Raw genomic sequence first — 25648 nt, forward strand, 5'->3', positions numbered from 1 at the left:
TCATGGGTTTATGGAACAATAAAAAAATCGCAGCTATCCTGATCCTTGCGGGGACCGGCTTGTTTATATGCTCCTGTGTCTCAGAAGCCCGGGCGGAAAAACGGCTTAGCCCCATGGTATCAACCGGGGCATTGCGTCTTAATGATATAGAACAATACGCTTCCTCAGAGCCGGCCCGAGCCATTCACCTTATCGGGACCTACCGAACCGTTTACGGGGAAGATAGCCCCCACCCGGAGCAGGATCTGGCCCTGAATGAACGGCTCGGGATACTGGAAGGGCTGGCGATACAAAACCTGAAGGACGCCCAAACCCTGGCGATCAGTGAAAAACGCTGGGAAGACGCGGCTTCCCTGGCCCGCTCCCTGGGGAGCCTGGGTATTGCCGTGGAAAACACCGGGATGGAACCGGACTTCCTCCTGGAAGACGGGAAGGAAAAACTTGCCGCTGGGGACAATCTGGCGGCCTTCCTCAGCGCGGCCCGTTCCCATGTCCTGAAACCCCTGGACGCCGAAAACGCATTACTGTTCCTGCAGCGGGCGGCGGAGCTGAAACAGCGGAGGGCGGCGAACTTCTTCCTTTCGATTATCGAAAGCCAGGGGGGAAGCTTCCCTAAAGAATTGGGGCTTTTCGCCAAAGGCCAGGACTCTGCCTCGGATATGATCAAAGGGGTGGTCACGGTGCTGGTAAACCGGGGCTACCGGATTCAGCGGGGCATGGGTTCCCCGGACTGGGTCCTGGGTTCCGCTTTCTTTGTGGATTCTTCAGGGCTGATGATCACCAACTACCATGTTATCGCCAGCGAGGTGGACCCCAGCTACGAGGGGTATTCACGGATGTATATACGTTTGGGAGACTCTACAAGCCCCCGTATCCCCGCCAAGGTAATAGGCTGGGACAAGGCCCTGGACCTGGCGCTGATCAAAGCTGAGGTGAAACCGGAATATGTCTTTTCCCTGGTGGACTGGGTAATTCCCCAGGTGGGGGATACGGTGCTGGCCATCGGCTCGCCCGGGGGGCTGGAAAAGACCGTCACCCGGGGTATTGTGTCCGCATTGGGCCGGCGTTTCCTCCAGATCGGGGACGTGATCCAAATAGATGCTGCGGTGAACCACGGCAATTCCGGGGGCCCGGTGGTTGATACCGAAGGCCGCCTGGTAGGCATAGTGTTTGCCGGGGTAGAGCAGTACCAGGGGCTCAACTTTGCAGTCCCTGCAGAACGGCTAGCTGCAGCCCTGCCGGCCCTGATCGCCGGAGGCAAAGCCCAGCGGCCCTGGTTCGGCCTTGCCATAAGCGAAACCGCCCAAGGGGCAGAGATTATCTATGTGGCCCCCTTTACCCCAGCGGCGGAACAACAGGTTACCGAGGGAAGCTTCATCAAATCCATTAACGGCGAGGAAGTCAGGGCCCCCCAGGGCGCCCTGATCCCCGCATTACAGGACCGGCTTTTTCCGGGCCGCCCGGGGGAGCTGGTATCCCTGGAAACCTCAGACGGGAAACACCGGGTTCTCCAAACCACGGTTCGCCCGGAGATTCCCCTGGCGGAAGCCGCCAAAAAGGACAGCCGGGAACGTATGGCCGCAGCCCTGTTCGGCCTCATCCTGACCCCTTCCCTGAACAGGGGCATCGCCCCGGCCTACCTGGTAAAAAAAGTTGTTCGGGGTTCCATCGCCGACGAAGCCGGGCTTTCAGAACAGGACCCGGTATCCATCCGGGGCTTCAAGATCGAGGAAAGCGACGGCTATGCCCTGCTGGATATCAATGTAAAGAAACGCCGCATGGGCTACATGGAAACCTATATGCGCCTTCCAGCCATGCTGGATTCCCCGGATACTTTGTAAAATAAGTTATTTCTGCGGTCGCCGTTTCCCGGAAAAAGAAGAAACCCGTATCCGGTACACGGCTACCGCCTTCAGCTGGCTTTCAGTATAGTGCCACTCCCGGTCCTCCCCGGTTTGGTGCTTCATCAGCGCATCAAGTCCCCGGATCTTTTCTTCGTCCTTAGTCAATAACTCTGCGGTTCCGAAACCAATGATGCTCTCATAGGCAAAGCTGTAAGCGGCAGCCTCTTCTCCGGTGACCAGGGAATGTTCCCCGTCCATCTCAAAACAGACCTGGCTGTTCCGTGCCAGGATGTCCGCCTTTTTTCCTTCCCGGGCGCCATGAAAATACAGGGTCAATAAGCCCCCGTCAAATTCAAAGCCAAAATTCAGGGGAACTATGTAGGGCTGATTCTGCTCCGCCATGCCCAGGCGGAACACTTTGTTTTTCCGGAGTATCTTCAGTTTTTCTTCGACATCCGTTATTTCCCGATCTGATCTTCTCATATTTACTCCTATAAATTGGCGGCTTGCCGCCACGTTAATTGGAAGTGTTACGAAGTAACACACTACTCCTTACAAAAGGCGGCTTGCCGCCACGTTAATTGGAAGTGTTACGAAGTAACACACTACTCCTTGTTAGTGAACCATCCTTAACATATTTACTCTACCAGCATTTCTCTTATTATATTCTTTACTTCTTCTATGTTTTTTGCATTTAACTTTCCAATTTTCTTTAGTATCCTTTTTTTATCGATTGATCGTATTTGATCCAAAACAACCCATCCTTTAGTTCCATTCAAACTAATCTTTACCCGGGTTGGATATTTATGTGATTTTGTTGTCATTGGCGCAATAATAACCGTTGCAATATTTTCATTCATTTCATTTGGAGAAATAAGCAGACATGGCCGTGTTTTCTTTATTTCATGCCCTATTGTCGGATCAAGATTTATCAAAAAAATATCGTACTGTTCCATTACGGTTCCCAATCCCAATCAAAGACATCATCCTCCAGGGTATTTGATATGATGAGTTTGTCATCAAGATTTTCGTTCATTTTTTTAAACGCCTTTTCCCACCCCAAGCGGGGCTTTTTTGATATAGGCTTTAATACCAATTCATCTTCATGTATCTGCAATTCAATTTTATCCTCAATATTAAATTCATTTATAATACTTTTGGGAATTCTAATGCCCCTGGAATTGCCAATAGATACAACTGAAACAATCATCATTTTCTCCCTGTATGTAATTATATTGTAATTATTTTCTTTTGTCAAACTTTTTTTGGCCTCTATTGACAGGGCCATTATCCAGTAATGCCCGTTGACAAGGGCCCACCCCTTGGCTAATATAGTAAATGAGGAGCCTTTAATGGGATTTAGGGCGGCGGTAAGCCGGTTTTTTGTGTTGTTTTTGTCGATAATTGGTATTTTTAGGCTCTCCTCCCAGGAAATTATCACCGCCGAACGGTACCTTGAAACGGTTTCCGAGCGCTACGGCGCTATTCGGGACTATGAGGCGCGGATCACCATCTATTCCGGCAATACCGAGATGTTCGGCACCATAAGCCACCTGAGCCCCTCCTTCCTGCGTATTGATTTTACCAAACCCTCAGAGCAGGTGATTGCCTTTAATGGGGAGACCCTGACAGTGTACCTTCCTGAATACCGGGCGACATTGAACCAGAGCATCACCCCCAGCCGCAGGTCGCCCGCCGGGGCGGCTAACCTGGCCACAGCCCAGGGGCTGGCCCTGCTTAGGCGTAACTATATCCCCTCATTTGTAACCGGCCCGGACCCCGCGCCCCTGGAGACCGGGTCCGATGAACAGGTGGTCAAACTGCGGCTCTCCCGAAGGTCGGTTTCCGAAGGCTTCCGGGAGATTATCCTGAATATCACCCCCACCACCCATCTGATCCGGCGTATTGAGGGAAGGACCATTGCGGATGTCCTGGTCCGGTTTGATTTTTCAGATATAAAAATCAACCAAGGAATTCCGGAGCAGCGGTTTATCTATGACTCTCCTGCTTCAGCTAATAATTTTAATAATTTTTTGTTTAGTGATACTGACTAATGTAAAACAGGCATTCATCCGTTTCAAAGGAGCGCTGAAGGTTTCCTAAAACGGTATGGAGGAGGAAATCTGTGGAGTCCCTGGGAGATAAATTAAAATCTACCCGTGAGAGTAAAGGTTATACTTTTGATTATGTAGGACGGGAAACTAATATTGCTACCCGTTATCTGGAAGCCCTGGAAAATGAGAATTTTTCTGTTTTTCCCGGGGAACCCTATCTTCTCGGTTTTTTGCGGAACTATGGTGAATACCTCGGTCTGGACGTGAACGAGCTGATTAGCCTGTACCGGTCCCTGAAGATCCAGGAACAGCCCGTTCCGGTGGAACATCTCCTGAGATCCCCCTCAAAGCTGCCAAAGGTGTTCATCACCATTGCTGTGGTTCTCCTTGGCATTAGTGCCATAGTGGGGGGCATTTATTTCTTCATGAACATCCCCTGGAAAACCGAAACCGCCGAGGCGGCGGTACGGCCCGTGGTGGCCTATACCCTGGAAGGCAGCTTTCTGGAGCGGCGTTTTTACCGCGGGGATACAATTACCATTCCCCTGGGAGGGGAACTGTATAAAATGGAACTCATCAACCTGGGTGAAGCGGTGACCATCTCCGCCCCCACCGGGACGGTAATCCTCGATCTGGGCCAGGAAGTTAACGTAGATATCAACAACGATGGTGTGGGGGATATACGGATAAGTGCACAAGAATTTGCACGAAACGATCCCGCCATGGGGGTACAGCTCCGTTTTGATATCAGTACCGATCTGGGAGTATATGTTGCCGAGGCAACCGGAGAAAGATTGTCCGAAATTGCAGAATCCGGAGGAATCGCCGCCCAGGAAGCGGCAGGAAGCAGTGTTTCTAACGCCCCGGTTATCTTCGCATCCTCCAACGCCTATCCCTTTACCCTCCAGGCATCTTTCCAGGGTTACTGTATGTTCCGCTGGGAAATACTCCGGGAACGGGATCGGCAGGGCAGAAATGAGCAATACTATGTCAGAACCGATGAACTCAATATCCAGGCCCAGAACGGTATCCGCATCTGGGTGTCCAATGCCACGGCGGTAAAACTCCAGGTCATTGGGGGGGGCCGCACGGTTCCCCTGGAAATCGGCGGAGCCGGCGAAGTGGTGGTGGCCGATGTGCGATGGGTCCGGGACGACGACGGCCGGTACCGGCTGGTCCTGATCCGGCTCGACTGACTATGGCCGCCAAACAGCCCGGTCCTGGTTATTACTTGGATCCCTTTGGGTGTGTAAAAAACCAGGTGGACGCAGAAACCATGATGGCGGTCCTGGAAAACTCAGGCTGGCGCCAGGAAGAAGCGGAAGACGCGGACCTCATCATCGTTAACTCTTGTGCCTTTATAGAAAGCGCCAAGCAGGAATCGATCAACGCCGTCCTGGGTTACCGTAAACTCTATCCGGGTAAAAAAATACTCCTGGCCGGCTGCCTGGCCCAGCGTTATGCTGAAACCCTGGCGGGGGAACTGGGGGAAGCGGACATGATCTTCGGCAACGGCGACCTTTCCCGCATACACGAAGCCGCTAAAGCCGCCATGGCCAGCCCAGGTCTTTCAGGCGGCGCCCCGGGTGATAATCCCCGGACCCTGGTCCCTCCGGTTCCAGCAAGCGGCCTTGCCGGCGGTTTTAGCGGCAGCAGCCTGCCCGGCTCGCCCGAGGAAATGCTTCTCACCGGGGAACGGCCTCTGCTCTCCCTGCCCGGTTCAGCCTATGTAAAAATTTCCGAAGGCTGCAACAACCGCTGTACCTTCTGCGCCATCCCTGGCATACGGGGCCCCCTGCGCTCCCGGGCCGCAGTATCGGTGCTGGAGGAATGCCGCCGGCTTCTGGACCGGGACGTTCAGGAAATCTGTCTTATTGGCCAGGACCTGGGTTCCTACGGCACCGACCTGGCCGGCGGCCCTGTTTCCGGCAGATCCGCAGAATCGCTGCCGGAATTGTTGGAGGCCATCGCAACTCTGCCGGGCCGCTTCTGGGTACGGCTCCTCTACATACACCCGGACAATTTTCCCCGGCCCATCCTGGACCTAATCCGCCGGGACAGCCGCTTCCTCCCCTACTTTGACCTGCCCTTCCAGCACGGTTCCGCAGCAACACTGCGGGCCATGAACCGCCGGGGCAGCGCCGAAGCCTACTTGGACTTAATCGCGGAAATCCGGACCCTTCCTGACGCAGTAATCCGCTCCACCTTCCTTACGGGCTTCCCTGGGGAAACCGAAGAGGACTTCCAAGCCCTCCTGGATTTCCAGGCCAAGGCGCAGCTTGACTGGGCGGGGGTCTTTACCTATTCCCGGGAGGAGGATACCCCGGCCTATTCCATGAAGCACAGGGTGCCCAAAAAGATCGCCGCCCAACGGAAATTTCTGATTGAAGAACAGCAGACCGGGATCACGGAAAAACGCATGGACCGTTTTGTGGGAAGGACCCTGGATGTTCTGGTGGAAGAGGCGGTGGACGAAGCGGAAGCGGGAGAAAGCGGCCCCGGCGAAGAGGGGCTCTACCTGGGCCGGCTCTACTGCCAGGCGCCGGAGATAGACGGATCGGCGGTGATCCGGTCAGAAATACCGCTGATCCCCGGGGCCTTTGTGCGGGGCCGGGTATTCGCCCGGGCGGGGGTGGATCTGGAAGTCACTGTTTCTCAAATTTAAGCCCGCACTTTTTAACCTCAAAAAGCTTCACCCTTTGCCCTGGACCCCTCCTTATGCTATACTCTCCTTTATGACATCCCCCCTCCCTCCCTATCTGGAAACCCTCAACCCGGAACAGCGCCAGGCGGTGCTCCATACCGGGAAGTCCTTGCTTATCCTGGCCGGGGCGGGTTCCGGGAAGACCCGGGTGATCACCACCAAGATCGCCTGGCTCATACAGGAACAGGGGGTGGACCCCCGGTCAATCCTGGCGGTGACCTTTACCAACAAGGCGGCCCGGGAAATGGCCGAGCGGGCAAGGCTCATCGACGAGCGGGCAGCCGGGGCCATGCTGCGGACTTTTCACTCCTTCGGGGCATGGTTCCTCAGACGTAATGGAACCCTGGGGGGGCTCAACTCCAACTTTACTATTTACGATGACGATGATGTGGTCTCCCTCCTTTCTACCCTTCTGGAAGATATCCCCAAGCCGGAGCTCCGGCAGATCGCCCACTCCATATCCCGGGCTAAGGATTACTTTCTCTCACCGGAGGACCCGGAACTGGACCTGATAAACCAGGATGGAAAATTCCGCAGTATCTATGGTAAGTACGAGGAACGGATGGCCCAAATAGGTAATATGGACTTTGGGGACCTGATCAAGAAGCCTGTAGAAATACTGCGGAACAATCCTGCTGTGGCCCAGCGTTTCCGTGACCGTTTCCGGGTGATCCTGGTGGATGAATACCAGGATTCCAATATTGCCCAGGCAGAATTACTGAAGGAACTTTGCAGCCCATCTACCTATATCTGTGTGGTGGGGGACGATGACCAGTCAATCTACCGCTTCCGTGGGGCGGAGGTTCGGAATATCCTGGAATTCCCCGGCCATTTTGAGGGGACCGACATTATTAGGCTGGAGCGAAACTACCGGTCCTTTTCACCTATCCTGGACCTGGCATCCTCGGTGGTGAACAAAAACGAAGGCCGCTTGGGGAAAACCCTTTTTGCCGAACGGGGGTCCGGAAAAATACCGACCCTGGCCTTTCTTCCGGACCAGGATGCGGAGGCTTCATTTTGCGCGGAGCTTATCCAAAAATCCGTAAACAGTGATGGTAAGCGGCGCTCCCTCTACGCCGACTGGGCTATCCTCTACCGTACCAACGCCCAGTCCCTGGGCTTCGAAACCGAATTCCTCCGCCGCCGCATCCCCTACCGGGTAGTGGGTTCCCTCAAGTTTTATGAGCGGGAAGAGATCAAGGATGCCCTGGCCCTCCTCTCCTTCCTGGTAAACCCCCGGGACGAGATAGGCTTCCGCCGGGTGGTGAACAAACCTACCCGGGGCGCAGGCCCGGCTACAGTGGACCGCATCGTGGGCGAAGCCCTCATGGACGGTTCCGGGGGTGACTTGGCCGCCGCAGCCCTGCGGATCATGCCAGAGCTACCCCCAAAGGCCCGCTCAGGGATACGCGCCTTCCTTACTGCGCTAAAAGGGGGGCTTTCCCTGCTCGACACGGCTTCTCCCGCCACTAACGATGCAGCCCTGCCGGCAGCAGGACCGACCGGGAAGCCAACGCTGCTTTTTCCAGGGAACCAGGATGCCGATACAACAAACAACAGTATTTCTGCTGATACCGACAGCAAAGGCAACAGCAGAAAACCTGACAATATTCTTCTTTTTCCGGATACATCCGGCAGTAATGGTACTCGGGATGAAAAAGACGGGGGAAAACGCCGTGCCCGTAATAAAAAGCAGGAGGGCCTCAGAGCCGGGGAAGGGCTTTCTGCCTGTGTGGCACGGCTCGTTGAGGATTCGGGGATCGCAGAATATCACCTGACCCACGACGATGTCACAAGCAACCAGCGTATAGGCAACCTTCAGGAACTGATCAACGCTGCCAGTCTCTACCCTGCCACCCGGGAGGGGCTCCTGGAATTTCTGGAGCATATCGAACTGGACCGCTCCATTGAGCAGGAGGCTGGGAAGGAAGGAGAAAAGGATGTAGTAACCCTGATCACCCTGCACAATACCAAGGGACTGGAATTCCGGCGGGTGATCATGACCGGTGTGGAGCAGGGGGTCTTTCCCCGGGATGATAAAAACGGGGATGATCTGGAGGAAGAGCGGCGGCTTTTCTACGTGGGTGCTACCCGGGCCATGGACGAGCTGTACCTGACATCCTGCGCCATGCGCCGCATGTACGGCCGCACCATGCCCATGGAAGCTTCCCTTTTCCTCGGTGAGGCAGACAAGGCGGTGCTCCGGGTCATCGGGAATGCCCCCTACGGCTTTGCCGGTTCCACGTCCCGAGCCCCTTCGCCCAGGCAGCAGCAAAACTACGACACCCCCGGCCCGGGCAAGGCCAAGGCTTCATCGGACGGCCGCTGGAAGCTGGGGGACAGAGTCTTCCAGGACGATCAGGGCTACGGCGCGGTAACTGAAATACGGGAAAGCGAAGAAGGGCCGGTAATTTTGGTGCGCTTTGAAACTGGTAAGGAAAACCGCTTCCTCAGCCTCCATCAAAGTTCACGGTATACAAAGATAGGTGACGATGTTTAACGATACTGCCTTTTCAGATAAATCCGCCGCAGCCCTACTGCGCGGGGAACTTCATTGCAATTTGCGCCTGGTTCCGCCGGTACTCCGCGCCCGGGACTTCCATCTTTACACCCAGGACGGCAGCCGGCTGCTTGACCTCTGGCAATACGGCGGCAAAGCGATCCTGGGCCACACCCCGCCGGGGGTACTCCGCTCTTTCAAAAACAGTGCCGAGCGCGGCCTCTTTGCCCCCCTCCCCCACCCCCAGGAACGGCGTTTCATCAAGGCCTTGTCCATATTGCTCCCCGGCATGGACTTCCGCTTATACAACAGTGATACTGAGCTCCGCAATGATCTTAATGCCGCCGGCTTCCCCACCGATGCGCCGCTTCTCTGGCGGCCCTTCCTGGATGAAGCGCTCCCTGCGGACCGGCCCCTCATACCGGTACTGCCCCTACCCTGGCCCGGGGCGCCCCTGGTCCTGGCCTTACCCACAGCTTTACTGGCAACCTTACCCGAGTTCCCCGCGCTACTTGCAACGCAGTTACCCGCGCAGCTGCTCTCCCCGGCAATACTAGCCGCAGCGACCCGGGGCATCCACGACCTGATCGCCGCATCCCCAGCCCGGGGCCGGGTGAAGTACCCGCGCATTGAGCAGGCCCTTACCGCAAGCCCATGGCAGCAGCGGGGCATTTACCTGTATTACCGGGAGCGCCTGGAGGATGAAGAATGGTCCGGGCTTTTCAGGCAGTTTCTGGAACAGGGTTTCCTGCTCCCGCCATCCCAAGATCAGCCGCTGATACTACCGGGGATTCTGTCAGCCGGGGAAGAGACAAAGCTGGCGGGGCTGCTCCGGTAATTCGGCGGGAAACGCTTTGCCGTCATTTGACAAAAAATAGGGGCGCCGTAAAAACCAATTCAGGTTTTCACGGCGCCCTTTATGTTTTCTTCCTACAGTCTTTTAAAAACTTTTTGGCATCTTTATGTTTCACAACATTGTTTTAATGCCTTTTTCATTAATACCCTTCCGGGGGTGACTGTCACCCTCAGCCCGGAAAGTGTAAACTTCCCGGGCTGAAAGTGCCAGCTAGTCTGTCCAGTTAGCATTATCCGGAGTCGTTGACGACAGGTCTTTGTCTGCGGCCACGGTAGTATTGCGGATTTTAGTCGTGCCACTGTTGTAGAAGTATATAGCCTGGCCCCAGAGATCGCCACCACTTGCCGTATTTTCATACGGATGACCATCACTGTCATTCTCCGCTGGTGCATTATTACCATATATAATACCGCCATCCTTAAGGAAGTTTTTAGCCACAAACACGCCTCCGCCCATGTTAGCTGCAGTGTTGCCGGATACCCTGGCATTATTATGCATATTCATCCCAGCATCGCCATAGACAAATACGCCGCCACCACCAGATCCACCCTTAGAAGTGTTGTATGAAATAACCGAATCGCCATTCATGGTAAGGGAGGGGCCGGTGCCGGTGCCGGCGTAATTAAGGGCGACTCCCCCGCCATTGGCTATAGCGGTATTACCGGTGATCTTGGATGAATTATTCATTATTATTTTAGAGCCGGCCACGCCGATAAATATGCCGCCGCCGCCGCTTGTGGTTGAGTTTGCGGTATTTCCTGATATCTCCGAATGTCCGCCCATTGTCAAGGTGCCTTTTACTAAAACACCGCCGCCGTTAGCAGCCGATGTGTTACCGGATACTTTGGCATTATCAGCCATAGAGAAGCTTGCTTCATTGACGTAAACTCCGCCGCCATCTGTCGAGGTAGAAGAATTGCCGGAAACAGTCGAATTTTCTTTCATTTCGAAGGCTCCGCCTTTATCAACAAATACACCGCCGCCCTGGAGGGCTTTATTACCTGAAATGGATGAAGTACCCTTCATTTCGAGTTTTCCGCCTTCATCAACTTTTACTGCACCGCCTCTCACAACAGCCAATTCCGATGTATTTGTATTGTCGGTAATTACAGAGTTGCCATCCATCACGAGTTTACCTGCTACCAGTACCAGGACCGAATTATTACTTACTTTCCCCTGAAGCTTGATATTGTCTCCCAGGGTCAATGTAGTAGTTTCGCCCACTGAAAATATGGCAGAGACACTGGAATTATTCACCGTCCGCTGCGAATCGTCGCCCTGGATTGTTACAGATATGGTTTTCCCCGAGTAATTCAGGTTTCCGGTGGCGGTGAGTGTTTCATTCCCCGTAAGCGTTATGGTATATGACCCACCGCTAACTGCGTGTTCCGATAACCATGGCAGAGCTTCGGCAAGGGACAGGTTCTCCGGCAAGACTGCTGCAGCTACCACGGAACTGGTGGGATCGCTGTCTATGTATCCGTCAAAACCCGCACGGCTTACCCGTACCGTAAATTTTTTGCCTAAATCGGCAGCCTGTAAGGTATAGGTTGATGCGGTTTCTCCTGATATCTCCGTTCCGTCCCCTAACCATTTGTAGCTTAGTACTCCTGAGCCGCTAAGAGATGTGGTAACAGCACTCAAAGACCGCCCTACTTCCGGGGTTCCGCTAATGGTCACCGTTCCGGTTAAAGCGGGGATTTCTATATCAAGGATGTTGCTGTCTACGTATCCGCTACTACCTGTAGTGGTTGCCCGTACCCTGATGGTTTGGCCTGCATCGGCAGCCACTAATGTATAGGTCCCAGCATTGATGGTGCTGATGTTTGTTGACTCGCCCCGTATCCACTGGTAGCTTATTGTTCCGCTTCCGAAAATCTCTGTGTCAGGGGATGAGGCTATACTCAGGGTTTTCCCCACTATCGGCTCTCCGGTAATGGTTACCTTTCCTCTTATCAGGGGTGAGCCTACTGGGGTGGTGAGCTCGCTTTCTATGGTTCCGGTATTATTTGCGCGGCTTACCTGGACCTTGAGGGCATAGCCTTTGTTGGCAGCCACCGGGATATACGTAGCGTTTATACCGAGGACTGCTGTTGATTCACCCCGCAACCATTTGTAGCTTATGGCCCCGCTGCCTCCAAGGCTATCGGTATTAGCGGTCAGGGTTTCCCCTATAGCCGGGATTCCATCAATGGTCACCGTTCCGCTTAAAGCAGAGCCGATGTCGTCCGGGATGCTGATAGTAAGGTAGTTGCTGTATATGAAGCTGCTATTATCCTCGCGGCTTACCCGTACATTGATGGTTTGGCCTACATCGGCGTCCACCAGGGTATAGGTCGCAGCGTTTGTACCGATGTTTGTTTTATCCCGTAACCACTGATAGCTTATGGTTCCGCTGCCCCCAAGGCTTGTAATATCAGCGGTCAGGGTTCCCCCCACTGCCAGGGTTCCGGCAATGCTTACTGTTCCGCTTAAGCCCGGACCATCGGTACCGATAATCGGGACCGTGGGGGAGCTGCTTATTGTTCCGGCATATCCGTACAGGCTTACCTGCAGCGAAATAGTGTTACCTTTATCGTCATCCGTCAGGTCAAAGTACTCTTCATTTTCACCGATAATTGGCGATGTACCCCGTATCCATTGGTATATTACTATTGCGAAATCATCTTCCGCGCCGTCAATGTCTGTGACATCAGCATATAGGGTATACCCTACTTCCGGAGTTCCGGCAATGTTCACCGTTCCGCTTATAGCCGGTAGTTCCGGCGGAGGGGTCCAGCTTGACGGCGGGGTCGTGGGATCGCCGTCATCACCGCAAGCGGTGAGCATCAGAGGGAAGAGAAGGGCAAATACACCTAGGGCTGCGCCTAGTTTACGCCATGAGTGAGTGGGCTTGATAGATTTTTCGGGATTTGTCAAGTCCTTTCTGCTTAAAATCTGCATTTTTTTCTCCTTTTTGGTTTTTACCCCTTTTTATGAAAAGGGTTACTATTATGGTAGTTAAAATTCTTTCTTATGTAAACTGCTCCAAAACAAAAATCGTCAAGGCTGCCTTAGAGTCCTTCAGGCGGTTTTTAAAGATACCCCAAGTGATTTTAGGTTCTTACCAAACCCGGGCAAAAACGGTACAATAAACCATGAGTGTTAAAACATTTCCCCTGACCAAAGCCCAACTGGAAGAGCTGGCAAAGCGCTACCCTACCCCCTTCTATGTCTACGACGAGAAGGCCATACGGGAGAACGCCCGGGGGGTAAAAAAAGCCTTTTCTGTCTTTCCTTCCTTTAAAGAACATTATGCGGTCAAAGCCCTGCCCAATCCCTTTATCCTGAAAATTCTGGCAGACGAGGGTTTTGGTGCGGACTGCGCCAGCCTTCCGGAGCTGATCCTGGCGGATATGGCGGGCATGAAGGGTGAGGACCTGATGCTCACCTCCAACGAGACCCCGGCCCGGGAGTACCAGGCCGCTCGGAACCTGGGGGCGGTGATCAACCTGGACGACTTTACCCACATCGAATACCTGGAAAAAACGGCGGGTATTCCGGAGCTTATTTCCTGCCGCTACAATCCAGGGCCCCTTAAGGGGGGAAACGCCATCATCGGGAAGCCCGAGGAAGCCAAGTACGGCCTGACCCGCGAACAGGTGCTTGCGGCCTTCCCACTGCTCCGGGATAGGGGGGCCAAGCGCTTTGCCCTGCACACCATGGTGGCCTCTAACGAACTCAACGCGGATTATCATATTGAGACCGGGCGTATACTCTTTGAACTGGCGGCAGAACTCAAGGCTAAGACCAGCATCAGATTAGAATTTGTGAACCTCGGGGGCGGCGCGGGGATTCCCTATAGGCCGGAACAGGAGGCCCTGGATTATGAGTACCTGACCCGGGGCCTCAAAAAAGCCTATGACGAAATTATTATCCCTGCGGGGCTGGACCCCTTGGGCATACACACCGAATGGGCCCGGGCGATCACCGGCCCCTACGGCTGGCTCGTTTCCCGGGCCATCCACAAAAAAGACATATACCGCAAATACATAGGGCTTGACTCCTGCATGGCGGACCTGATGCGCCCCGGCCTCTACGGTGCCTACCACCACATCACCGTCCCGGGTAAGGAAACTGCGCCTTTGACAGAGACCTACGATGTGGTAGGGAGTCTTTGTGAGAATAACGACAAGTTTGCGGTCCAGCGGCAGCTTCCCAAAATTGATACCGGGGACTTTGTGGTGATCCACGATGCCGGCGCCCACGGCCGGGCTATGGGCTTCAACTACAACGGTAAACTCCGCTGCGCAGAACTACTGCTCCGGCCGGATGGTTCGGCTTTGCAGATAAGGCGCAGGGAAACAATAGAAGATCTGTTCGCCACCCTGGACAGGGTTGCACTGGAAGACTTTAAGATTACTTTATAACAAGGAGCGCAAAATGATAAAAAGAAACCCCAGTATTGCCAATATAAAGGCAGGGTATCTGTTCCCCGAAATTGCCAAGCGTCGGCGGGAATATGCGGCAGCCCATCCGGAAGCTAAAATTATCAGCCTGGGTGTGGGTAATACCACTGAACCTCTATTGCCCCATATCGATCAGGGACTTGTTGAAGGCGCCAAACGCTTAGGCACGGCGGAGGGCTATTCGGGGTACACCGACGAGGGCTTCGAAGAACTGCGGAAGGGTATCTCGGAAGTTTTCTACAAAGGTGCTTTCAGTCCCGCTGAGGTCTTTATCTCTGACGGGGCCAAGTGCGACATAGGGCGCTTACAATTACTGTTCGGTCCGGGAACCCCGGTGGCGGTCCAGGACCCGTCCTACCCGGTCTACGTGGATGGCTCGGTGCTTATCGGCGCCGCAGGCCCCTGGGAGGGAACGGGCTACAAGGGTATCAGCTACCTTCCCTGTACTGCAGAGAATAACTACTTCCCGGATCTTTCAAAACTCCCCAGGGATGGGCTGTTTTATTTCTGTTCCCCCAATAACCCTACGGGAGCCACCGCCAACCGGGATCAGCTTGGAGAACTTGTAAGGGCCGCCACAGAAAAGGGAACGGTCATCATTTTTGACGCCGCCTATGCCGCATACATCAGGGACCCGGCGCTGCCCAAGTCCATCTTTGAGATTGACGGCGCCCGATCCTGCGCCATTGAGGTCAACTCCTTCTCCAAACCTGCGGGCTTTACCGGGGTGCGCCTGGGCTGGACTATAGTCCCAAATGAGCTCAAGTATGGCGGCGGGGAAAGCGTCAACGCCGACTGGGCCCGTATCTGCGGCACCATCTTTAACGGCGCCTCCAATGTCGCCCAATGGGGTGGCCTTGCTGCCCTTGATCCTGAGGGGCTTAAGGAAATTCGCCGGCTCAGCGATTTCTACCTGGAAAACGCCGCCCTCATACGCAAGGCCGTCCAAACTCTGGGCTTCAGCTGCGTGGGGGGGGACAATTCACCCTACATCTGGGCGCGGTTCCCGGGCAGGGACAGTTGGGATGTTTTCGCGGAAATACTGGAAAAGTGCCAGGTGGTCACCACCCCCGGCGCAGGCTTCGGGCCTGCAGGGCAGTCCTTCATACGGTTCTCCGCCTTTGGGCACCGCCCTGATGTGGAAGAGGCCTGTAAGCGGCTCAATAAGTTAAAGGGATAAGAAAAAAGGCAAAAAATAAGAAATTCCACTTGATTTTTTAGGGGTGCCATGATATATTCTGACTAGACAGACTAGTTGTAGGAGGTATGTATATGACTGCACAGCTTAAAAGCAATATTTGGCAATTACAGGATGCAAAGGCAAAATTCAGCGAAGTAATCAAATCCGCCGCCAAATCGCCTCAGATTATCACGGTCAGGGGCGAGGAAACGGCGGTTATCCTTTCCATGGACAAGTACCGGGGCCTTATGGGGAAACGGCCAAGCTTCATTGAGGCACTTATGAATTGCCCCTGGCCGGATGTGGAGCTTGAACTACCGGATCGCAAAGCAGAAGAATGGCGGGATATTGAGCTGTGAAATACCTTCTGGACACCAATGTTTTATCCGAAATGAAAAAGTCAAACCCCAATCCCAGGGTTAAGGCGTTTATAGAAACTATACCTGAGGATGATATTCTCATCAGCGTCATCTCTGTGGGAGAAATTTTCTTTGGCATTGAAAGATTACCAGAAGGGAACAAGAAGGCTGATCTCTCCTTATGGTTTCACCATGAGATACTGGGGGTGAATGAAAACCACATTCTTCCCCTGGATACTGAGGTGATGCTGGAATGGGCAAGGCTTCGCGCCAAGGCAAAACAGACCCTATCCCCCAATAACTCCCTCATTGCCGCCACTATCCTCACCCACCGCTTGACCCTGGTAACCCGGAACACCCGGGACTTTGATGCAGTGGAAGGGCTTAACCTAATCAATCCCTGGGATTAACCAGGCAGCTTTAGTAATTAATTCTTCATTTTTTTCCCTGACTAAAGCATTTTTTCTGCCCGCCGCATATAGATAGCGGAGGCGGAAAAAGTGCAGGAAGACGGATCAACAAATCTAATCTCCCGGGAACCTATGGCAGACGCCGAAATCCCCGATCCCGTAACCCTGGCGGTTACAAAACTCTTCGGCCTGTCCTATCTGTTCCCCTACCAGCGGCTGGTGGTGACGAATATCCTTGAGGCGGCGGAAGCTGCGGGGGTCCCGGTCCATTGGCCGGAAAACTCCCGGGAGAGCGCCAGGGAAAACCCACTTCCTGCGGGCACAGACTCAGAGGAAAGCCCAGAGGGCACCAAAGTTGCTCCAGGCGAAACCGGAGTGTCAATAGATGAGACAGATGTCTCCGCAGACGAAACCGACCGCGCCGCCATGGGCCGGCAGATAGTAATACTGCCCACCGGGGCGGGGAAGTCCCTCTGTTTCCAACTGCCGGCAATGCTGCTGGAAGGGCCAACCCTGGTGATCTACCCCATCCTGTCCCTCATGGCGGATCAGGAACGGCGTTTGCAGGAACGGGGCTTTGCGCCGGTGATACTCCGGGGTGGCCAGAGCCGGGAGGAACGGGAGGCTATTTGGCAAAAAGTAGAAACCGGGGAAAGCCGGTTCATCATCGCCAACCCGGAGGTGCTGCTGACCCCGAGGGTGATGGAAAAACTGGGAACCCTGGGAATAGTTCACGTGGTGATCGACGAGGCTCATACTGTAAGCGAATGGGGGGAAAGTTTCAGGCCCAGCTATCTGCGCATCGGGGAAATTATCCAGGCCGCCTCAGCAAAGAGCAACACTGATTCCGCCCCCGGCCTGCCCATGGTAACAGCCTTTACTGCCACCGCATCAAGCCCGGTGCTGAACAATATCCGGAAGTATATCTTCGGCGAGACCGAGGCGCACAGTATTATTGGCAATCCTGACCGCAGCAATATTAGCTATACTGCTCAGGGCTGCATGCTCCGGAACCTGGCGGTACGGGATCTGCTAATCCTGAATCAGCGGCCGGCGATAGTGTTTTGCTCGTCCCGGAACGGGACGGAGAAGCTGGCCCGGTATTTGCAGAACGAGCTGGGGGAACTGGATCTTCCCTGGGCCCGGGAAATACGGTTCTACCATGCAGGCTTAAGCCGGGAAGAAAAGACCGAAGTGGAGAAGTGGTTCTTCAAAAACCCGGAAGCAGTATTACTGGCAACTTGCGCTTACGGGATGGGGGTGGACAAGGCGGATATCAGAACCGTGATACACCGGGACTGCCCGCCTTCGGTGGAGGCCTACCTCCAGGAATCGGGCCGGGCCGGACGGGACGGTTTGCCCTCAAAGGCGGTGTTGCTCTGGGGGCCTGACGACGACCTGGCCCTGAAGCGGGCCCGGAACGAAGCGGATAAGCAGCGCTTGGAGGCACTGTTCCGGTACGCTCGTGATACCGGGGGGTGCAGGAGGGAGACACTACTGGCCCTTCTCAACTACGAGGGGAGCGGGGAAAAGCCCGAATCGGATTGCTGCGATGTTTGTAACGGTGAGGCCCAGGGGGAGCTGAGGGAGGAGGAGAGCCTGCTGAGTTTTTTCCGCAGGAACCGTCGCTCCTATACACGGGAGGAGGCGATTCCGGTTCTGGTCAGGGCAGAAGGGGTGCGCTGGTCGGAAGAGAACGTCAAGAACGCTATAGGGCGACTGCTCAGAACCGGGGCATTAAAAAAGAGTAAGTATTTTCCCTGGAAGAACAAGCTCACGGTACCCAGGAAAAGATAGGCGGTACTTCCGGCGTTCCGGCTAAAGCCGGCGTTTCCTGGGGCAAACTAGTGCTACTCTTCCAGCCCCAGTTCGTCGACCCCGCCCTCTTCTTCGGCAGGTACTTCCTCGGGCTTTCCCTTTTTGCCCTTGGGAAGCTTCGGCGTCTTGGGACGGGAGGAGCGGTACACTGAGGCTACATTAAAAACGATGAATAGATAGATCACAATGCCGATGGTTACAACGATTACCTGCCAGGAAGTGAGAACATTGACTATAAGTTCACTCAGTTCTTTGGAAAACAATTTTTCGCCTCCCTTCTATATCGGCTGTTTACAACTGATCCAAAAATAGAGTTTCTATGGGCAGGGAGATTTCTTCCCGGTATAGTTCCCGGTTAAGCATGGAAAGGACCAGGGTTGTGCCGGCAGGCAGACGGTAGGGAACAGTGAATTTACCCCCGGGATGGTTCATGGTTATCAGGGGACTTCGTTCTCCGCTGGGAAGCTGGGCTTCCAGGGTAACAGGCAATGGATAGGGGTTATTCGGCAGGGTATAGCTAAAAAGCCCGAACAGCTCCCCTTCCTTAAGATCCATCGGTGCAATGATCACCAGGGCGACTTCGATGTTGTTAGTGGCGATGGTAGCCGCCGCAGGGGTCTGGCTTATCACGGTTTCCGGCTTTTCACCCCCCCGGCCCTCACGCTGGGTGAAGGTAAAACGCAAGCCCGATTTGCCGAGAAGCTCCAAAGCTTCACCTATGGAAAGCCCTGTCAATTCGGGGATGGTGATCATTTCGTTTTCCGGCCCCCGGCTGATCACTAATTCCAGGATAGTGGGGCCCGAAATGGCAGTGCCCGGTTCGGGGCTCTGCTGAAGTATGGTCCCCGGGGTTTCTGAAGAAAACTGGTACATGAAGGGTTCCTTCAGGGAAATGAGGGGGGGGGCGCCGGTGATGTTCCCCGCAGCACTCCCCGCAGAGGCAAAGAGGGTTTGGAGATCCATCCTGACCTCATCGATATTGCGGCCTACATAGTTTTCCATGTTGGAAATTATCACCCCCTGGCTGACTACCATGCGTACCCGGCGGCCCGCCTTTACGATGGTTCCCGGACTGGGGCTCTGTTCCAGGATCAGTCCCCGTTCAGAGGCGGACTGGGAGTAACGCTGCTGAAGCCGGGGGTAGAGTTCCTTTACCTGTAGTTCCAGAATAGCCTGGGTCAGATCCTTGCCCCGAACATCCGGGACCATGGTCTGCTCTTCCCCCCGAACGGCGATAAAAAAAACCGCCAGGGCAATGATGCCCACAAAAACGATGAGTCCCACCGAAAGGGAAATGAAGAAGCGCAGGTTGTTTCCCACGTAGCGTTCAAGAGAATTTAGATTTATATTTAATTTAAGCCGGTTTCGCAAACCCATATCAGCCTCTTAATCCCTCTTGTTATCTTCGCCGAAGCCAAGCTGCCCATGCATAAAATCCCGGGCGCCATTCAAAAAATCCCGCCAAGCCAGGGCCTTTTTCGCCCGGTACTGGAGCCGGGAAACCGCTAAAACCCCATCCCCCGTTTGTACCAGAATACCCGATTCCCTGTCTATGCCCAGAACGGCCCCCGGCAGCGCACTTGATCCCCCCGGCGGACTCATTTCCGGCGAATCCGAAGGATTCGCCAAGGGACTTGCCTGCGCCAAGTCCCCAGCTTCCAGGATATAAAGCTGTTCCCCCCGGTGGAAGGTCCAGCAAAGGGGCCAAGGGGTGTAGGCCCGTATCTTCGCGTCAATATCCGCTGCAGAAGCGGACCAGTCGATGAGGCCGTCCTCCTTGCGTATGAGTCCGCAAAAACTGGCCTCCTCTCTATTCTGACGCCTCCCGGTGAGGCTGTCCAGGGCCAGTCCCTGTAAGACCGGAATGAGGAGTTTCGCCCCCAGGACGGCGGCTGTTTCGCTTAGGGAAGCGGTGGTTTCCCGGCCCGTAAGGGGAAGCCGTTCCTGGGCCAGTATATCCCCGGCATCCATTTCCGCCGCCAAACGCTGGATGCTAAGTCCGGTCTCAGTATCCCGGCCCAGTATGGCCGCCGGGATCGGGGTAGCCCCCCGGTATTTGGGGAGCAGCGAGGGGTGTATATTGATCCCCCCCAGGGGGAAAAGGGCCAGGAACTTGGGGCCAAAGATGCGGCCATAGGCAAAGCTTACCAGAATATCCGGCTGCAAAGCCGCAACAGCCTCCCGGGCGGTGGCGTCGAGTTTTTCCGGTTTGAGAATTACAGGGGCAGGTAGTGAGCAGGCAGCAAAGGGTTCCACCAAGGCTGCCGCAGCGTCCCCCACATCGGTGGGAACTGCCTTGGAAGCGCGGCCCCGTGGGGCATCCGGGTTGGTCAGGACCCCCGCAAGGGTAAAATGGCGGTCATCCAAGCAGAGCCGGGCCAGGGCTTCCAGGGCGGGGACGGCGATACCCGGGCTTCCCGCAAAGAGTATCCGCAACTTACAAGGCCTGCTGCTGTTTCTCTAGTTTGGCCAGGATCTTTTCCCGTCGGGACTCGCTCAGGCGGTCGATAAAGAGGGCGCCTTCCAGGTGATCATACTCGTGCTGGATGACCCGGGCCATGATCCCGTCCGCCTCCAGGGTAAAGGGCCGACCCTTTTCGTTCCAGGCCTGCACCCGCACCGACTCAGGGCGGACCACATCGGCCCAAATCCCGGGAATGGAAAGGCAGCCTTCCTCCTGTTTGACCGTTTCCTGTGAAGTAGCCACAATAGAAGGGTTGATAAACACCCGGGGCGCATCCCCGTCAATATGGACCACGAAGATCCGCTTCATGAGCCCTACCTGGGGGCCTGCCAGGCCTACACCCTTACCTTCATGCATGGTTTCAATCATGTTTTCCGCGATTTTTGCGATTTCTGAATCAATGGGCTTAATCGGCTCGGCTTTTTGGCGGAGCAGATCGTTACCTAGGGTTAAAATCTCCATAATACGGCTAATATACTAAAAAGCCGCTTTCCTGAATAGACAGACGCCGGTAAAAAAAGGTGACAAAAAGGTGACTGTCACCTTTTTCCCCGGTTGATTATGCGGATTTTGGGTGAATATGTCAAGGCGAATATACCGCCAATAGATGGTTGATATAGCTGGGAGATAGCTCCAAAAAGGTGACAGTCACCTTTTTTACCGCTACCCGTAGCGCCCCCCGCAAGGGGGGCACTACGAAAAAGTGGTGACTGTCACCTTTTTCGTCACCTTTTTTGACCCTTCACAACCTTCACCGCACAAGCTAAACTTTACCCATGTTTAACGATTGCATTATCATGGCCGGCGGTTCCGGGACCCGCCTGTGGCCGGCGAGCAATTCAAAAAACCCCAAGCAGTTTCTGTCCGGCCCCGGGGGGAAGAGCTTTTTTGTGTCCGCCTTGGAACGGGGCCTGGAGCTGACCCGGCGGCAGGAAGAGGGCAAAGCTCCGGGCCAGGTGATCATCATTGCCGGCAAGGGGCATACGCCCCATGTGATCCGGGCGGCAGGGGAATTTGACGAAACAGAGCGGCGGCGCATGGTGCTCATCCCCGAGCCTCTGGCAAAAAACACCGCCCCGGCCATTGCCTGCGGCGCCATTTACGCCAACCGGGTCTTTGGCGGGGACCGGAATATGCTGGTCCTCACCAGTGACCACATCATCGGCCCCCTGGAAGTCTTTGCCGCAGACGCTGCTGCTGCCGCCGTTTTCAGCGCTCAGGGGAAGCTCGCCGTGTTCGGCATACCTCCCCGGTCGGCGGAAACAGGGTACGGTTATATTGAAGCGGCGGAACTGCTCAGCCCGGCATCGGGCGGGGCCGGTACTTCTACCGAAGCTTCCGGTGGTACGGCGGTGTACCAGGCGGCGGCTTTCCGGGAAAAACCCGACCGGGCTACGGCGGAACAATTCCTCAAGGCGGGGAATTTTTACTGGAACTCCGGAATGTTCGCCTTTTCCTCGGAATTTATGCTGGGGGAATTCCGCCGGAACTCCCCTGAAACCTTGAAACCCTTCGAGGCCCTGAAAGCCCCGGACCAAGGCGCCTTCAGGACCGAGGGGGGGCTGCGTATCCTGGACAACTGGCCCTATCTGGCTGAAGCCTACCAGGCGGTCAAGGGCATCTCCTTTGACTATGCAATTGCCGAAAAGTGCCGGAGCGTGGTGATGGCCGCTGCCCGCTTCGACTGGTTCGACGTGGGCAGCTGGGACGAATATGCCCGGCTCATGGGAAAGACCGGCGCCGAGGTCTACGGAAAGACCGATACCTGTTTTGTGGATTCGGATATCCCCGTGGCACTCTGCGGGGTGGATGACCTTATCGTGGTGATCCGCTCCGGAAAGGACGGCGCCCCACCCACAGCGCTGATAGCGAAGAAGGGCGAAAGCCAGGGGGTACGGAACATTGTGGAGCAGATCAAGGGGGCAGGAAGGACGGAACTGCTGTAATTTTTAGTATTAAGGGTACTTTCAATTGATACGTGACAGAACCCCGATATTATGATATAATTTCCCCGATTAGATAAAATTCATTATATGGAGTGAGGTGAACATGGTTATTTTAGTATTAAATTGCGGATCATCTTCCGCAAAGTATCAGGTCTATGATTGGGACGCCAAGGATATCCTGGCAGTCGGGGTTGTGGAAAAGGTTACCCTGGGTGGTTCCTTTATCAGCCATAAGGTTAAGGGGCGGGAAGAGATAACCATTCAGCATGACTGTCCCACCCACACCGACGCGGTGGACTTTATCATCAAGACCCTGACCAGCAAAGAAAACGGGGTGATCAGCGACATGTCGGTGATCAAGGCCGTGGGCCACCGGGTACTCCACGGGGGCGACAAGTTTACCAAGAGCGTCATCGTGGACGATGCGGCCATGGCAGCTTTTAACGAGGTGAAGGACCTGGGTCCCCTGCATAACCCCGCCAACATTATGGGCATCGAGGCGGCCAAGAAGGTGCTCCCCAATGTGCCCCATTGCGCGATCATGGATACCGCCTGGCACCAGACCATGCCCCCTGAATCCTTCCTCTATGCAACCCCCTACGAATGGTATGAAAAATACGGTGTCCGCCGCTACGGCTTCCACGGTACCAGTTTCCTCTACACTGCCAAACGGGCCGCAGTGCTCCTGGGCCAGGACCCCTACAAAACCAACCTGATCATCTGCCACCTGGGCAACGGCGCCTCGGTAAACGCCGTGAAAGATGGCAAGTCCTTTGACACATCCATGGGCATTACCCCCCTGGAAGGGCTCATCATGGGAACCCGTTCCGGAGACGCGGACCCGGCCATGCCCTTCTACGTGATGCGGAAGACCGGCATGAGCCCCGCAGAAATGGAAAACGCCCTGAACAAAAAGTCCGGGCTCCTGGGAATCACAGGCCAATATGCGGACCGCCGGGACATCCAGAAGGCAGCCTTGGCCGGTGACGCCCGGGCGAAACTTGCCCAGGACATGGAAGCCCAGCGGGTCAAAAAGTACATAGGCGGCTATCTGGCGACCCTGGGCCGGGTGGATGCCCTGGTCTTTACCGCCGGGGTTGGGGAATTCGCCTTCTTCATCCGGAAGAAGATCCTGGAAGGCCTTGAAGGTTTGGGAATTGTCTACGATTCCAAGAAAAACGATCTGGCCTGTACCCGGAACACCGAGACCCTGATCTCCAAGCCCGAGTCGAAAATCCCCATCTACATCATCCCCACGGACGAAGAGCTGGTAATGACCGAAGACGCCTACGCCCTGATGGCAGGCACCTACGACGTGCACACCAAATTCACCTACTCCTTCCAGAGCAAGGACTATGTGAACAAGGGCCGGGCCGAAGGCTTGAAGGAAGAACTCAAGAAGAAGCCGGACCTGCAATCGGTTATCGCGGTACCTAAATAAATAAGGAATGAGGAGGTAGGAGTGAGGAATTTCCACCCCTGCCTCCTGTTCTCTACGGTAAATCTTTGCTTTTTTCGTAAATATCGTTATATTAAATGTAAGGGTGTTACCCTTTGGGATCGCTCGTAAGAGGGTCCTATTTTTGCCGGGCCTAAGGCCGGCGCAGCGCACGGTGATGCGCAAAGGAGCCTAATATGAAAGGCAACAGATCTTACATGGACATGGGCACGATTTTCGATGAAATCTTCGAAGCAGCCCGTGATTTCTCCGACGAATTCCATCGGAATTTTCGCCCCATGGGCGATGGGGCGGATTGTAACCCCAGGAACCCCTTTACCAAAGCCCCCTTCGATGAAAATGTTGACTATTACCCCAACTATTCCTACCCCCCGATGAATGTCTACATGACCGATGACCGCAGCCTTATCTTCGAATTTGCCCTTGCGGGGTTCGACGAAAAGGACATCAGCCTCTCTTTTCAGGGGGATTACATGGTGTTTTCCGCTAAGTTGGGGGAAGATACCGGGTTTGACCTCACCCAGGATGAGAATGTCCGGTATTTCAAACGCCGTTTGAAGATGAAAGACATTGAAAAGCAGAAATACTTCGCACCTTTGGACAAATACGCCCAGGAAAAGGTCAAGGCGGTCTACAAAAACGGCATACTCCGGGTTTCTATCCCCCCAAAAGACGAACCAGACCAGAATGACGGGATTAAAATCGAGATAATCAAAGAAGAAAAGTAATTAGCAATGAGGAATTCACAAGTGAGCGCTTCTTTGTGTCCTTCGTGGTGAAATTCCTCTTACTGCTTGTGCCGGGATAAGCGTGTTTTCTCCCGGCCTTATTTCCAATAAACCTCATATACCAGGGGCGCTTCCAAAACCAACAGATCCACCAGGGGAATATCAAACCGGGCCTGGGTACCGGAAACGGTCCCCCCTTTGACAGAGCTTACCGGGCCGGGGAAGCCGAAAACTATGGAAATATGGGCGGCGGCTATCTCATCCGCCAGGGACTTATTGTAAAAGGAAGCGACTAAATCCAGGTATTCCGCCTTGCCAAGCTGCTCCCCGGTGGCTACCGGGGCTATGAGGGCGGAAAGGTAGTCCCGGATATCCTCGGAGAGCAGGGTAAGGAGCCGGGGGCCGTTAGTGCGGTCCAGATAAATCCGCATACGGCTTTCCGGTTCCCCGGACACTTGGGTGGGGATATAGGTGATAAACCGGTTTCCCCCGGTATTTGCCCCGGGAAGGTCCAGAAACTGGTCTACCCGGGTGATACGTATGCTGCCCGCAACGCTGCTGGGACTCCGGTTGCCCAGGGAAACCGCCGCAACCCCCGGGGCATTGGCCATGGATCGGGACATGGCAGCGCCGTCCAGAAGGGGCGGTTCCCGGCTGCCGGCCGGAGAGCTCCCTCCGGCAGCGAGGTTTGATATGGAGCGAATCAGAGCGCTCATCTGGGATTCCAGGCTAATCTCCAGGTACAGGTCCGCCGAGCCATCGCTTCGGAGGCTGCCGCTGACCCGGCCAGAACATGCGGATAGGAGAAGTGCGAGGAAAATCGTAGTACCCGACAAAAAATAAATGGCTTTTTTTGCACAGAAATTCATATAATAGGT

At 54.8% G+C, this 25648-nt stretch carries 23 protein-coding genes; 14 read left to right on the forward strand and 9 right to left on the reverse strand.

What is annotated here, in order from left to right:
- Positions 1-2 precede the first annotated feature (2 nt).
- The gene (locus TREPR_RS13465; RefSeq protein ID WP_015708875.1) at positions 3-1841 is read left to right on the forward strand and encodes a S1C family serine protease; all 1839 of its coding nucleotides are present in this window, start codon (positions 3-5) and stop codon (positions 1839-1841) included.
- A 6-nt stretch (positions 1842-1847) separates the two neighbouring features.
- Here TREPR_RS13465 and TREPR_RS13470 read toward each other — a convergent pair whose 3' ends face one another.
- The 3 genes from TREPR_RS13470 to TREPR_RS13480 all read right to left on the reverse strand — a co-directional run bounded on the left by TREPR_RS13470 (position 1848) and on the right by TREPR_RS13480 (position 3132).
- Positions 1848-2327: a pyridoxamine 5'-phosphate oxidase family protein gene (locus TREPR_RS13470; protein WP_015708876.1), complete on the reverse strand. Its 480-nt coding sequence runs from the start codon at positions 2325-2327 to the stop codon at positions 1848-1850.
- 155 nt (positions 2328-2482) lie between these two features.
- Positions 2483-2812, reverse strand: a complete 330-nt coding sequence (locus TREPR_RS13475) for a type II toxin-antitoxin system PemK/MazF family toxin (protein ID WP_201765784.1) — start codon at positions 2810-2812, stop codon at positions 2483-2485.
- On the reverse strand, positions 2800-3132 hold the full coding sequence (locus tag TREPR_RS13480; RefSeq protein ID WP_015708878.1) for an AbrB/MazE/SpoVT family DNA-binding domain-containing protein: 333 nt from the start codon (positions 3130-3132) through the stop codon (positions 2800-2802). Before TREPR_RS13480 ends, TREPR_RS13475 begins: the two co-directional genes overlap by 13 nt.
- 64 nt (positions 3133-3196) lie before the next feature.
- On the opposite strand from TREPR_RS13480, the gene TREPR_RS13485 reads away from it, so the two are divergent.
- From TREPR_RS13485 to TREPR_RS13505, 5 genes are all read left to right on the forward strand, one after another.
- Positions 3197-3898, forward strand: coding sequence for a LolA family protein (locus tag TREPR_RS13485; RefSeq protein WP_015708879.1), 702 nt, complete (start codon positions 3197-3199; stop codon positions 3896-3898).
- Between the two features lie 71 nt (positions 3899-3969).
- Positions 3970-5094, forward strand: a complete 1125-nt coding sequence (locus TREPR_RS13490; protein ID WP_015708880.1) for a helix-turn-helix domain-containing protein — start codon at positions 3970-3972, stop codon at positions 5092-5094.
- 2 nt (positions 5095-5096) lie between these two features.
- Positions 5097-6563, forward strand: a complete 1467-nt coding sequence (gene rimO, locus TREPR_RS13495; RefSeq protein ID WP_015708881.1) for a 30S ribosomal protein S12 methylthiotransferase RimO — start codon at positions 5097-5099, stop codon at positions 6561-6563.
- Positions 6564-6633: 70 nt separating this feature from the next.
- Positions 6634-9102, forward strand: coding sequence for an ATP-dependent helicase (locus tag TREPR_RS13500; protein WP_015708882.1), 2469 nt, complete (start codon positions 6634-6636; stop codon positions 9100-9102).
- Complete coding sequence (locus TREPR_RS13505; protein WP_015708883.1) at positions 9095-9940, forward strand: hypothetical protein; 846 nt, start codon at positions 9095-9097, stop codon at positions 9938-9940. The genes TREPR_RS13500 and TREPR_RS13505 overlap by 8 nt, the downstream gene beginning before the upstream one ends.
- A gap of 228 nt (positions 9941-10168) precedes the next feature.
- Here the strand turns inward: TREPR_RS13505 and TREPR_RS13510 are convergent, their stop codons facing one another.
- Positions 10169-12901, reverse strand: coding sequence for a hypothetical protein (locus TREPR_RS13510; RefSeq protein WP_041611207.1), 2733 nt, complete (start codon positions 12899-12901; stop codon positions 10169-10171).
- 194 nt (positions 12902-13095) lie between these two features.
- Between TREPR_RS13510 and TREPR_RS13515 the strand changes: the two genes are divergently transcribed.
- The 5 genes from TREPR_RS13515 (at position 13096) to TREPR_RS13535 (ending at position 18152) form a co-directional block, all read left to right on the forward strand.
- On the forward strand, positions 13096-14367 hold the full coding sequence (locus TREPR_RS13515) for a diaminopimelate decarboxylase (protein WP_015708887.1): 1272 nt from the start codon (positions 13096-13098) through the stop codon (positions 14365-14367).
- A gap of 13 nt (positions 14368-14380) precedes the next feature.
- Positions 14381-15586, forward strand: coding sequence for an LL-diaminopimelate aminotransferase (locus TREPR_RS13520; protein WP_015708888.1), 1206 nt, complete (start codon positions 14381-14383; stop codon positions 15584-15586).
- Between the two features lie 92 nt (positions 15587-15678).
- Positions 15679-15945 (forward strand): type II toxin-antitoxin system Phd/YefM family antitoxin, encoded by a 267-nt coding sequence (locus tag TREPR_RS13525; RefSeq protein ID WP_015708889.1) that lies wholly within the window; start codon positions 15679-15681, stop codon positions 15943-15945.
- On the forward strand, positions 15942-16355 hold the full coding sequence (locus TREPR_RS13530; RefSeq protein ID WP_015708890.1) for a type II toxin-antitoxin system VapC family toxin: 414 nt from the start codon (positions 15942-15944) through the stop codon (positions 16353-16355). Before TREPR_RS13525 ends, TREPR_RS13530 begins: the two co-directional genes overlap by 4 nt.
- A 90-nt stretch (positions 16356-16445) precedes the next feature.
- On the forward strand, positions 16446-18152 hold the full coding sequence (locus TREPR_RS13535; protein ID WP_015708891.1) for a RecQ family ATP-dependent DNA helicase: 1707 nt from the start codon (positions 16446-16448) through the stop codon (positions 18150-18152).
- Between the two features lie 53 nt (positions 18153-18205).
- On the opposite strand, the gene TREPR_RS13540 is transcribed toward TREPR_RS13535, so the two are convergent.
- From TREPR_RS13540 to def, 4 genes are read right to left on the reverse strand one after another with little or no spacing between them, the layout of a single operon-like run.
- Positions 18206-18436: a hypothetical protein gene (locus TREPR_RS13540; protein ID WP_015708892.1), complete on the reverse strand. Its 231-nt coding sequence runs from the start codon at positions 18434-18436 to the stop codon at positions 18206-18208.
- A 28-nt stretch (positions 18437-18464) separates the two neighbouring features.
- Positions 18465-19550 carry a PASTA domain-containing protein gene (locus TREPR_RS13545; protein ID WP_015708893.1) on the reverse strand — a complete coding sequence of 362 codons (1086 nt, stop codon included), beginning with the start codon at positions 19548-19550 and terminating at the stop codon, positions 18465-18467.
- A 9-nt stretch (positions 19551-19559) separates the two neighbouring features.
- The gene (fmt, locus tag TREPR_RS13550) at positions 19560-20609 is read right to left on the reverse strand and encodes a methionyl-tRNA formyltransferase (protein WP_015708894.1); all 1050 of its coding nucleotides are present in this window, start codon (positions 20607-20609) and stop codon (positions 19560-19562) included.
- A 1-nt stretch (position 20610) separates the two neighbouring features.
- Entirely contained in the window at positions 20611-21099 is a 489-nt protein-coding gene (gene def / locus TREPR_RS13555; protein WP_015708895.1) for a peptide deformylase, read from the reverse strand.
- 314 nt (positions 21100-21413) lie between these two features.
- On the opposite strand from def, the gene TREPR_RS13560 reads away from it, so the two are divergent.
- From TREPR_RS13560 to TREPR_RS13570, 3 genes are all read left to right on the forward strand, one after another.
- A complete protein-coding gene (locus TREPR_RS13560) occupies positions 21414-22583 on the forward strand; it encodes a mannose-1-phosphate guanylyltransferase (RefSeq protein WP_015708896.1) in 1170 nt (389 codons plus the stop codon).
- 103 nt (positions 22584-22686) lie between these two features.
- The gene (locus TREPR_RS13565) at positions 22687-24024 is read left to right on the forward strand and encodes an acetate kinase (RefSeq protein ID WP_015708897.1); all 1338 of its coding nucleotides are present in this window, start codon (positions 22687-22689) and stop codon (positions 24022-24024) included.
- Positions 24025-24218: 194 nt separating this feature from the next.
- Positions 24219-24770: an Hsp20/alpha crystallin family protein gene (locus TREPR_RS13570; RefSeq protein WP_015708898.1), complete on the forward strand. Its 552-nt coding sequence runs from the start codon at positions 24219-24221 to the stop codon at positions 24768-24770.
- Positions 24771-24868: 98 nt separating this feature from the next.
- Here TREPR_RS13570 and TREPR_RS13575 read toward each other — a convergent pair whose 3' ends face one another.
- The gene (locus tag TREPR_RS13575) at positions 24869-25639 is read right to left on the reverse strand and encodes a hypothetical protein (protein WP_015708899.1); all 771 of its coding nucleotides are present in this window, start codon (positions 25637-25639) and stop codon (positions 24869-24871) included.
- Between the last annotated feature and the right edge of the window lie 9 nt (positions 25640-25648).

This window comes from Treponema primitia ZAS-2, from assembly GCF_000214375.1.
GTDB classification, from domain to species: domain Bacteria; phylum Spirochaetota; class Spirochaetia; order Treponematales; family Breznakiellaceae; genus Termitinema; species Termitinema primitia.

What these genes read in the sequence shown, in the direction of transcription:
- TREPR_RS13465 (WP_015708875.1), top strand. Translation starts at nt 3, where the DNA reads ATGGGTTTATGGAACAATAAAAAAATCGCAGCTATCCTGATCCTTGCG.
- TREPR_RS13470 (WP_015708876.1), bottom strand. Translation starts at nt 2,327, where the DNA reads ATGAGAAGATCAGATCGGGAAATAACGGATGTCGAAGAAAAACTGAAG.
- TREPR_RS13480 (WP_015708878.1), bottom strand. Translation starts at nt 3,132, where the DNA reads ATGGCCCTGTCAATAGAGGCCAAAAAAAGTTTGACAAAAGAAAATAAT.
- TREPR_RS13485 (WP_015708879.1), top strand. Translation starts at nt 3,197, where the DNA reads ATGGGATTTAGGGCGGCGGTAAGCCGGTTTTTTGTGTTGTTTTTGTCG.
- rimO (WP_015708881.1), top strand. Translation starts at nt 5,097, where the DNA reads ATGGCCGCCAAACAGCCCGGTCCTGGTTATTACTTGGATCCCTTTGGG.
- TREPR_RS13500 (WP_015708882.1), top strand. Translation starts at nt 6,634, where the DNA reads ATGACATCCCCCCTCCCTCCCTATCTGGAAACCCTCAACCCGGAACAG.
- TREPR_RS13505 (WP_015708883.1), top strand. Translation starts at nt 9,095, where the DNA reads ATGTTTAACGATACTGCCTTTTCAGATAAATCCGCCGCAGCCCTACTG.
- TREPR_RS13510 (WP_041611207.1), bottom strand. Translation starts at nt 12,901, where the DNA reads ATGCAGATTTTAAGCAGAAAGGACTTGACAAATCCCGAAAAATCTATC.
- TREPR_RS13515 (WP_015708887.1), top strand. Translation starts at nt 13,096, where the DNA reads ATGAGTGTTAAAACATTTCCCCTGACCAAAGCCCAACTGGAAGAGCTG.
- TREPR_RS13520 (WP_015708888.1), top strand. Translation starts at nt 14,381, where the DNA reads ATGATAAAAAGAAACCCCAGTATTGCCAATATAAAGGCAGGGTATCTG.
- TREPR_RS13525 (WP_015708889.1), top strand. Translation starts at nt 15,679, where the DNA reads ATGACTGCACAGCTTAAAAGCAATATTTGGCAATTACAGGATGCAAAG.
- TREPR_RS13545 (WP_015708893.1), bottom strand. Translation starts at nt 19,550, where the DNA reads ATGGGTTTGCGAAACCGGCTTAAATTAAATATAAATCTAAATTCTCTT.
- def (WP_015708895.1), bottom strand. Translation starts at nt 21,099, where the DNA reads ATGGAGATTTTAACCCTAGGTAACGATCTGCTCCGCCAAAAAGCCGAG.
- TREPR_RS13560 (WP_015708896.1), top strand. Translation starts at nt 21,414, where the DNA reads ATGTTTAACGATTGCATTATCATGGCCGGCGGTTCCGGGACCCGCCTG.
- TREPR_RS13565 (WP_015708897.1), top strand. Translation starts at nt 22,687, where the DNA reads ATGGTTATTTTAGTATTAAATTGCGGATCATCTTCCGCAAAGTATCAG.
- TREPR_RS13570 (WP_015708898.1), top strand. Translation starts at nt 24,219, where the DNA reads ATGAAAGGCAACAGATCTTACATGGACATGGGCACGATTTTCGATGAA.
- TREPR_RS13575 (WP_015708899.1), bottom strand. Translation starts at nt 25,639, where the DNA reads ATGAATTTCTGTGCAAAAAAAGCCATTTATTTTTTGTCGGGTACTACG.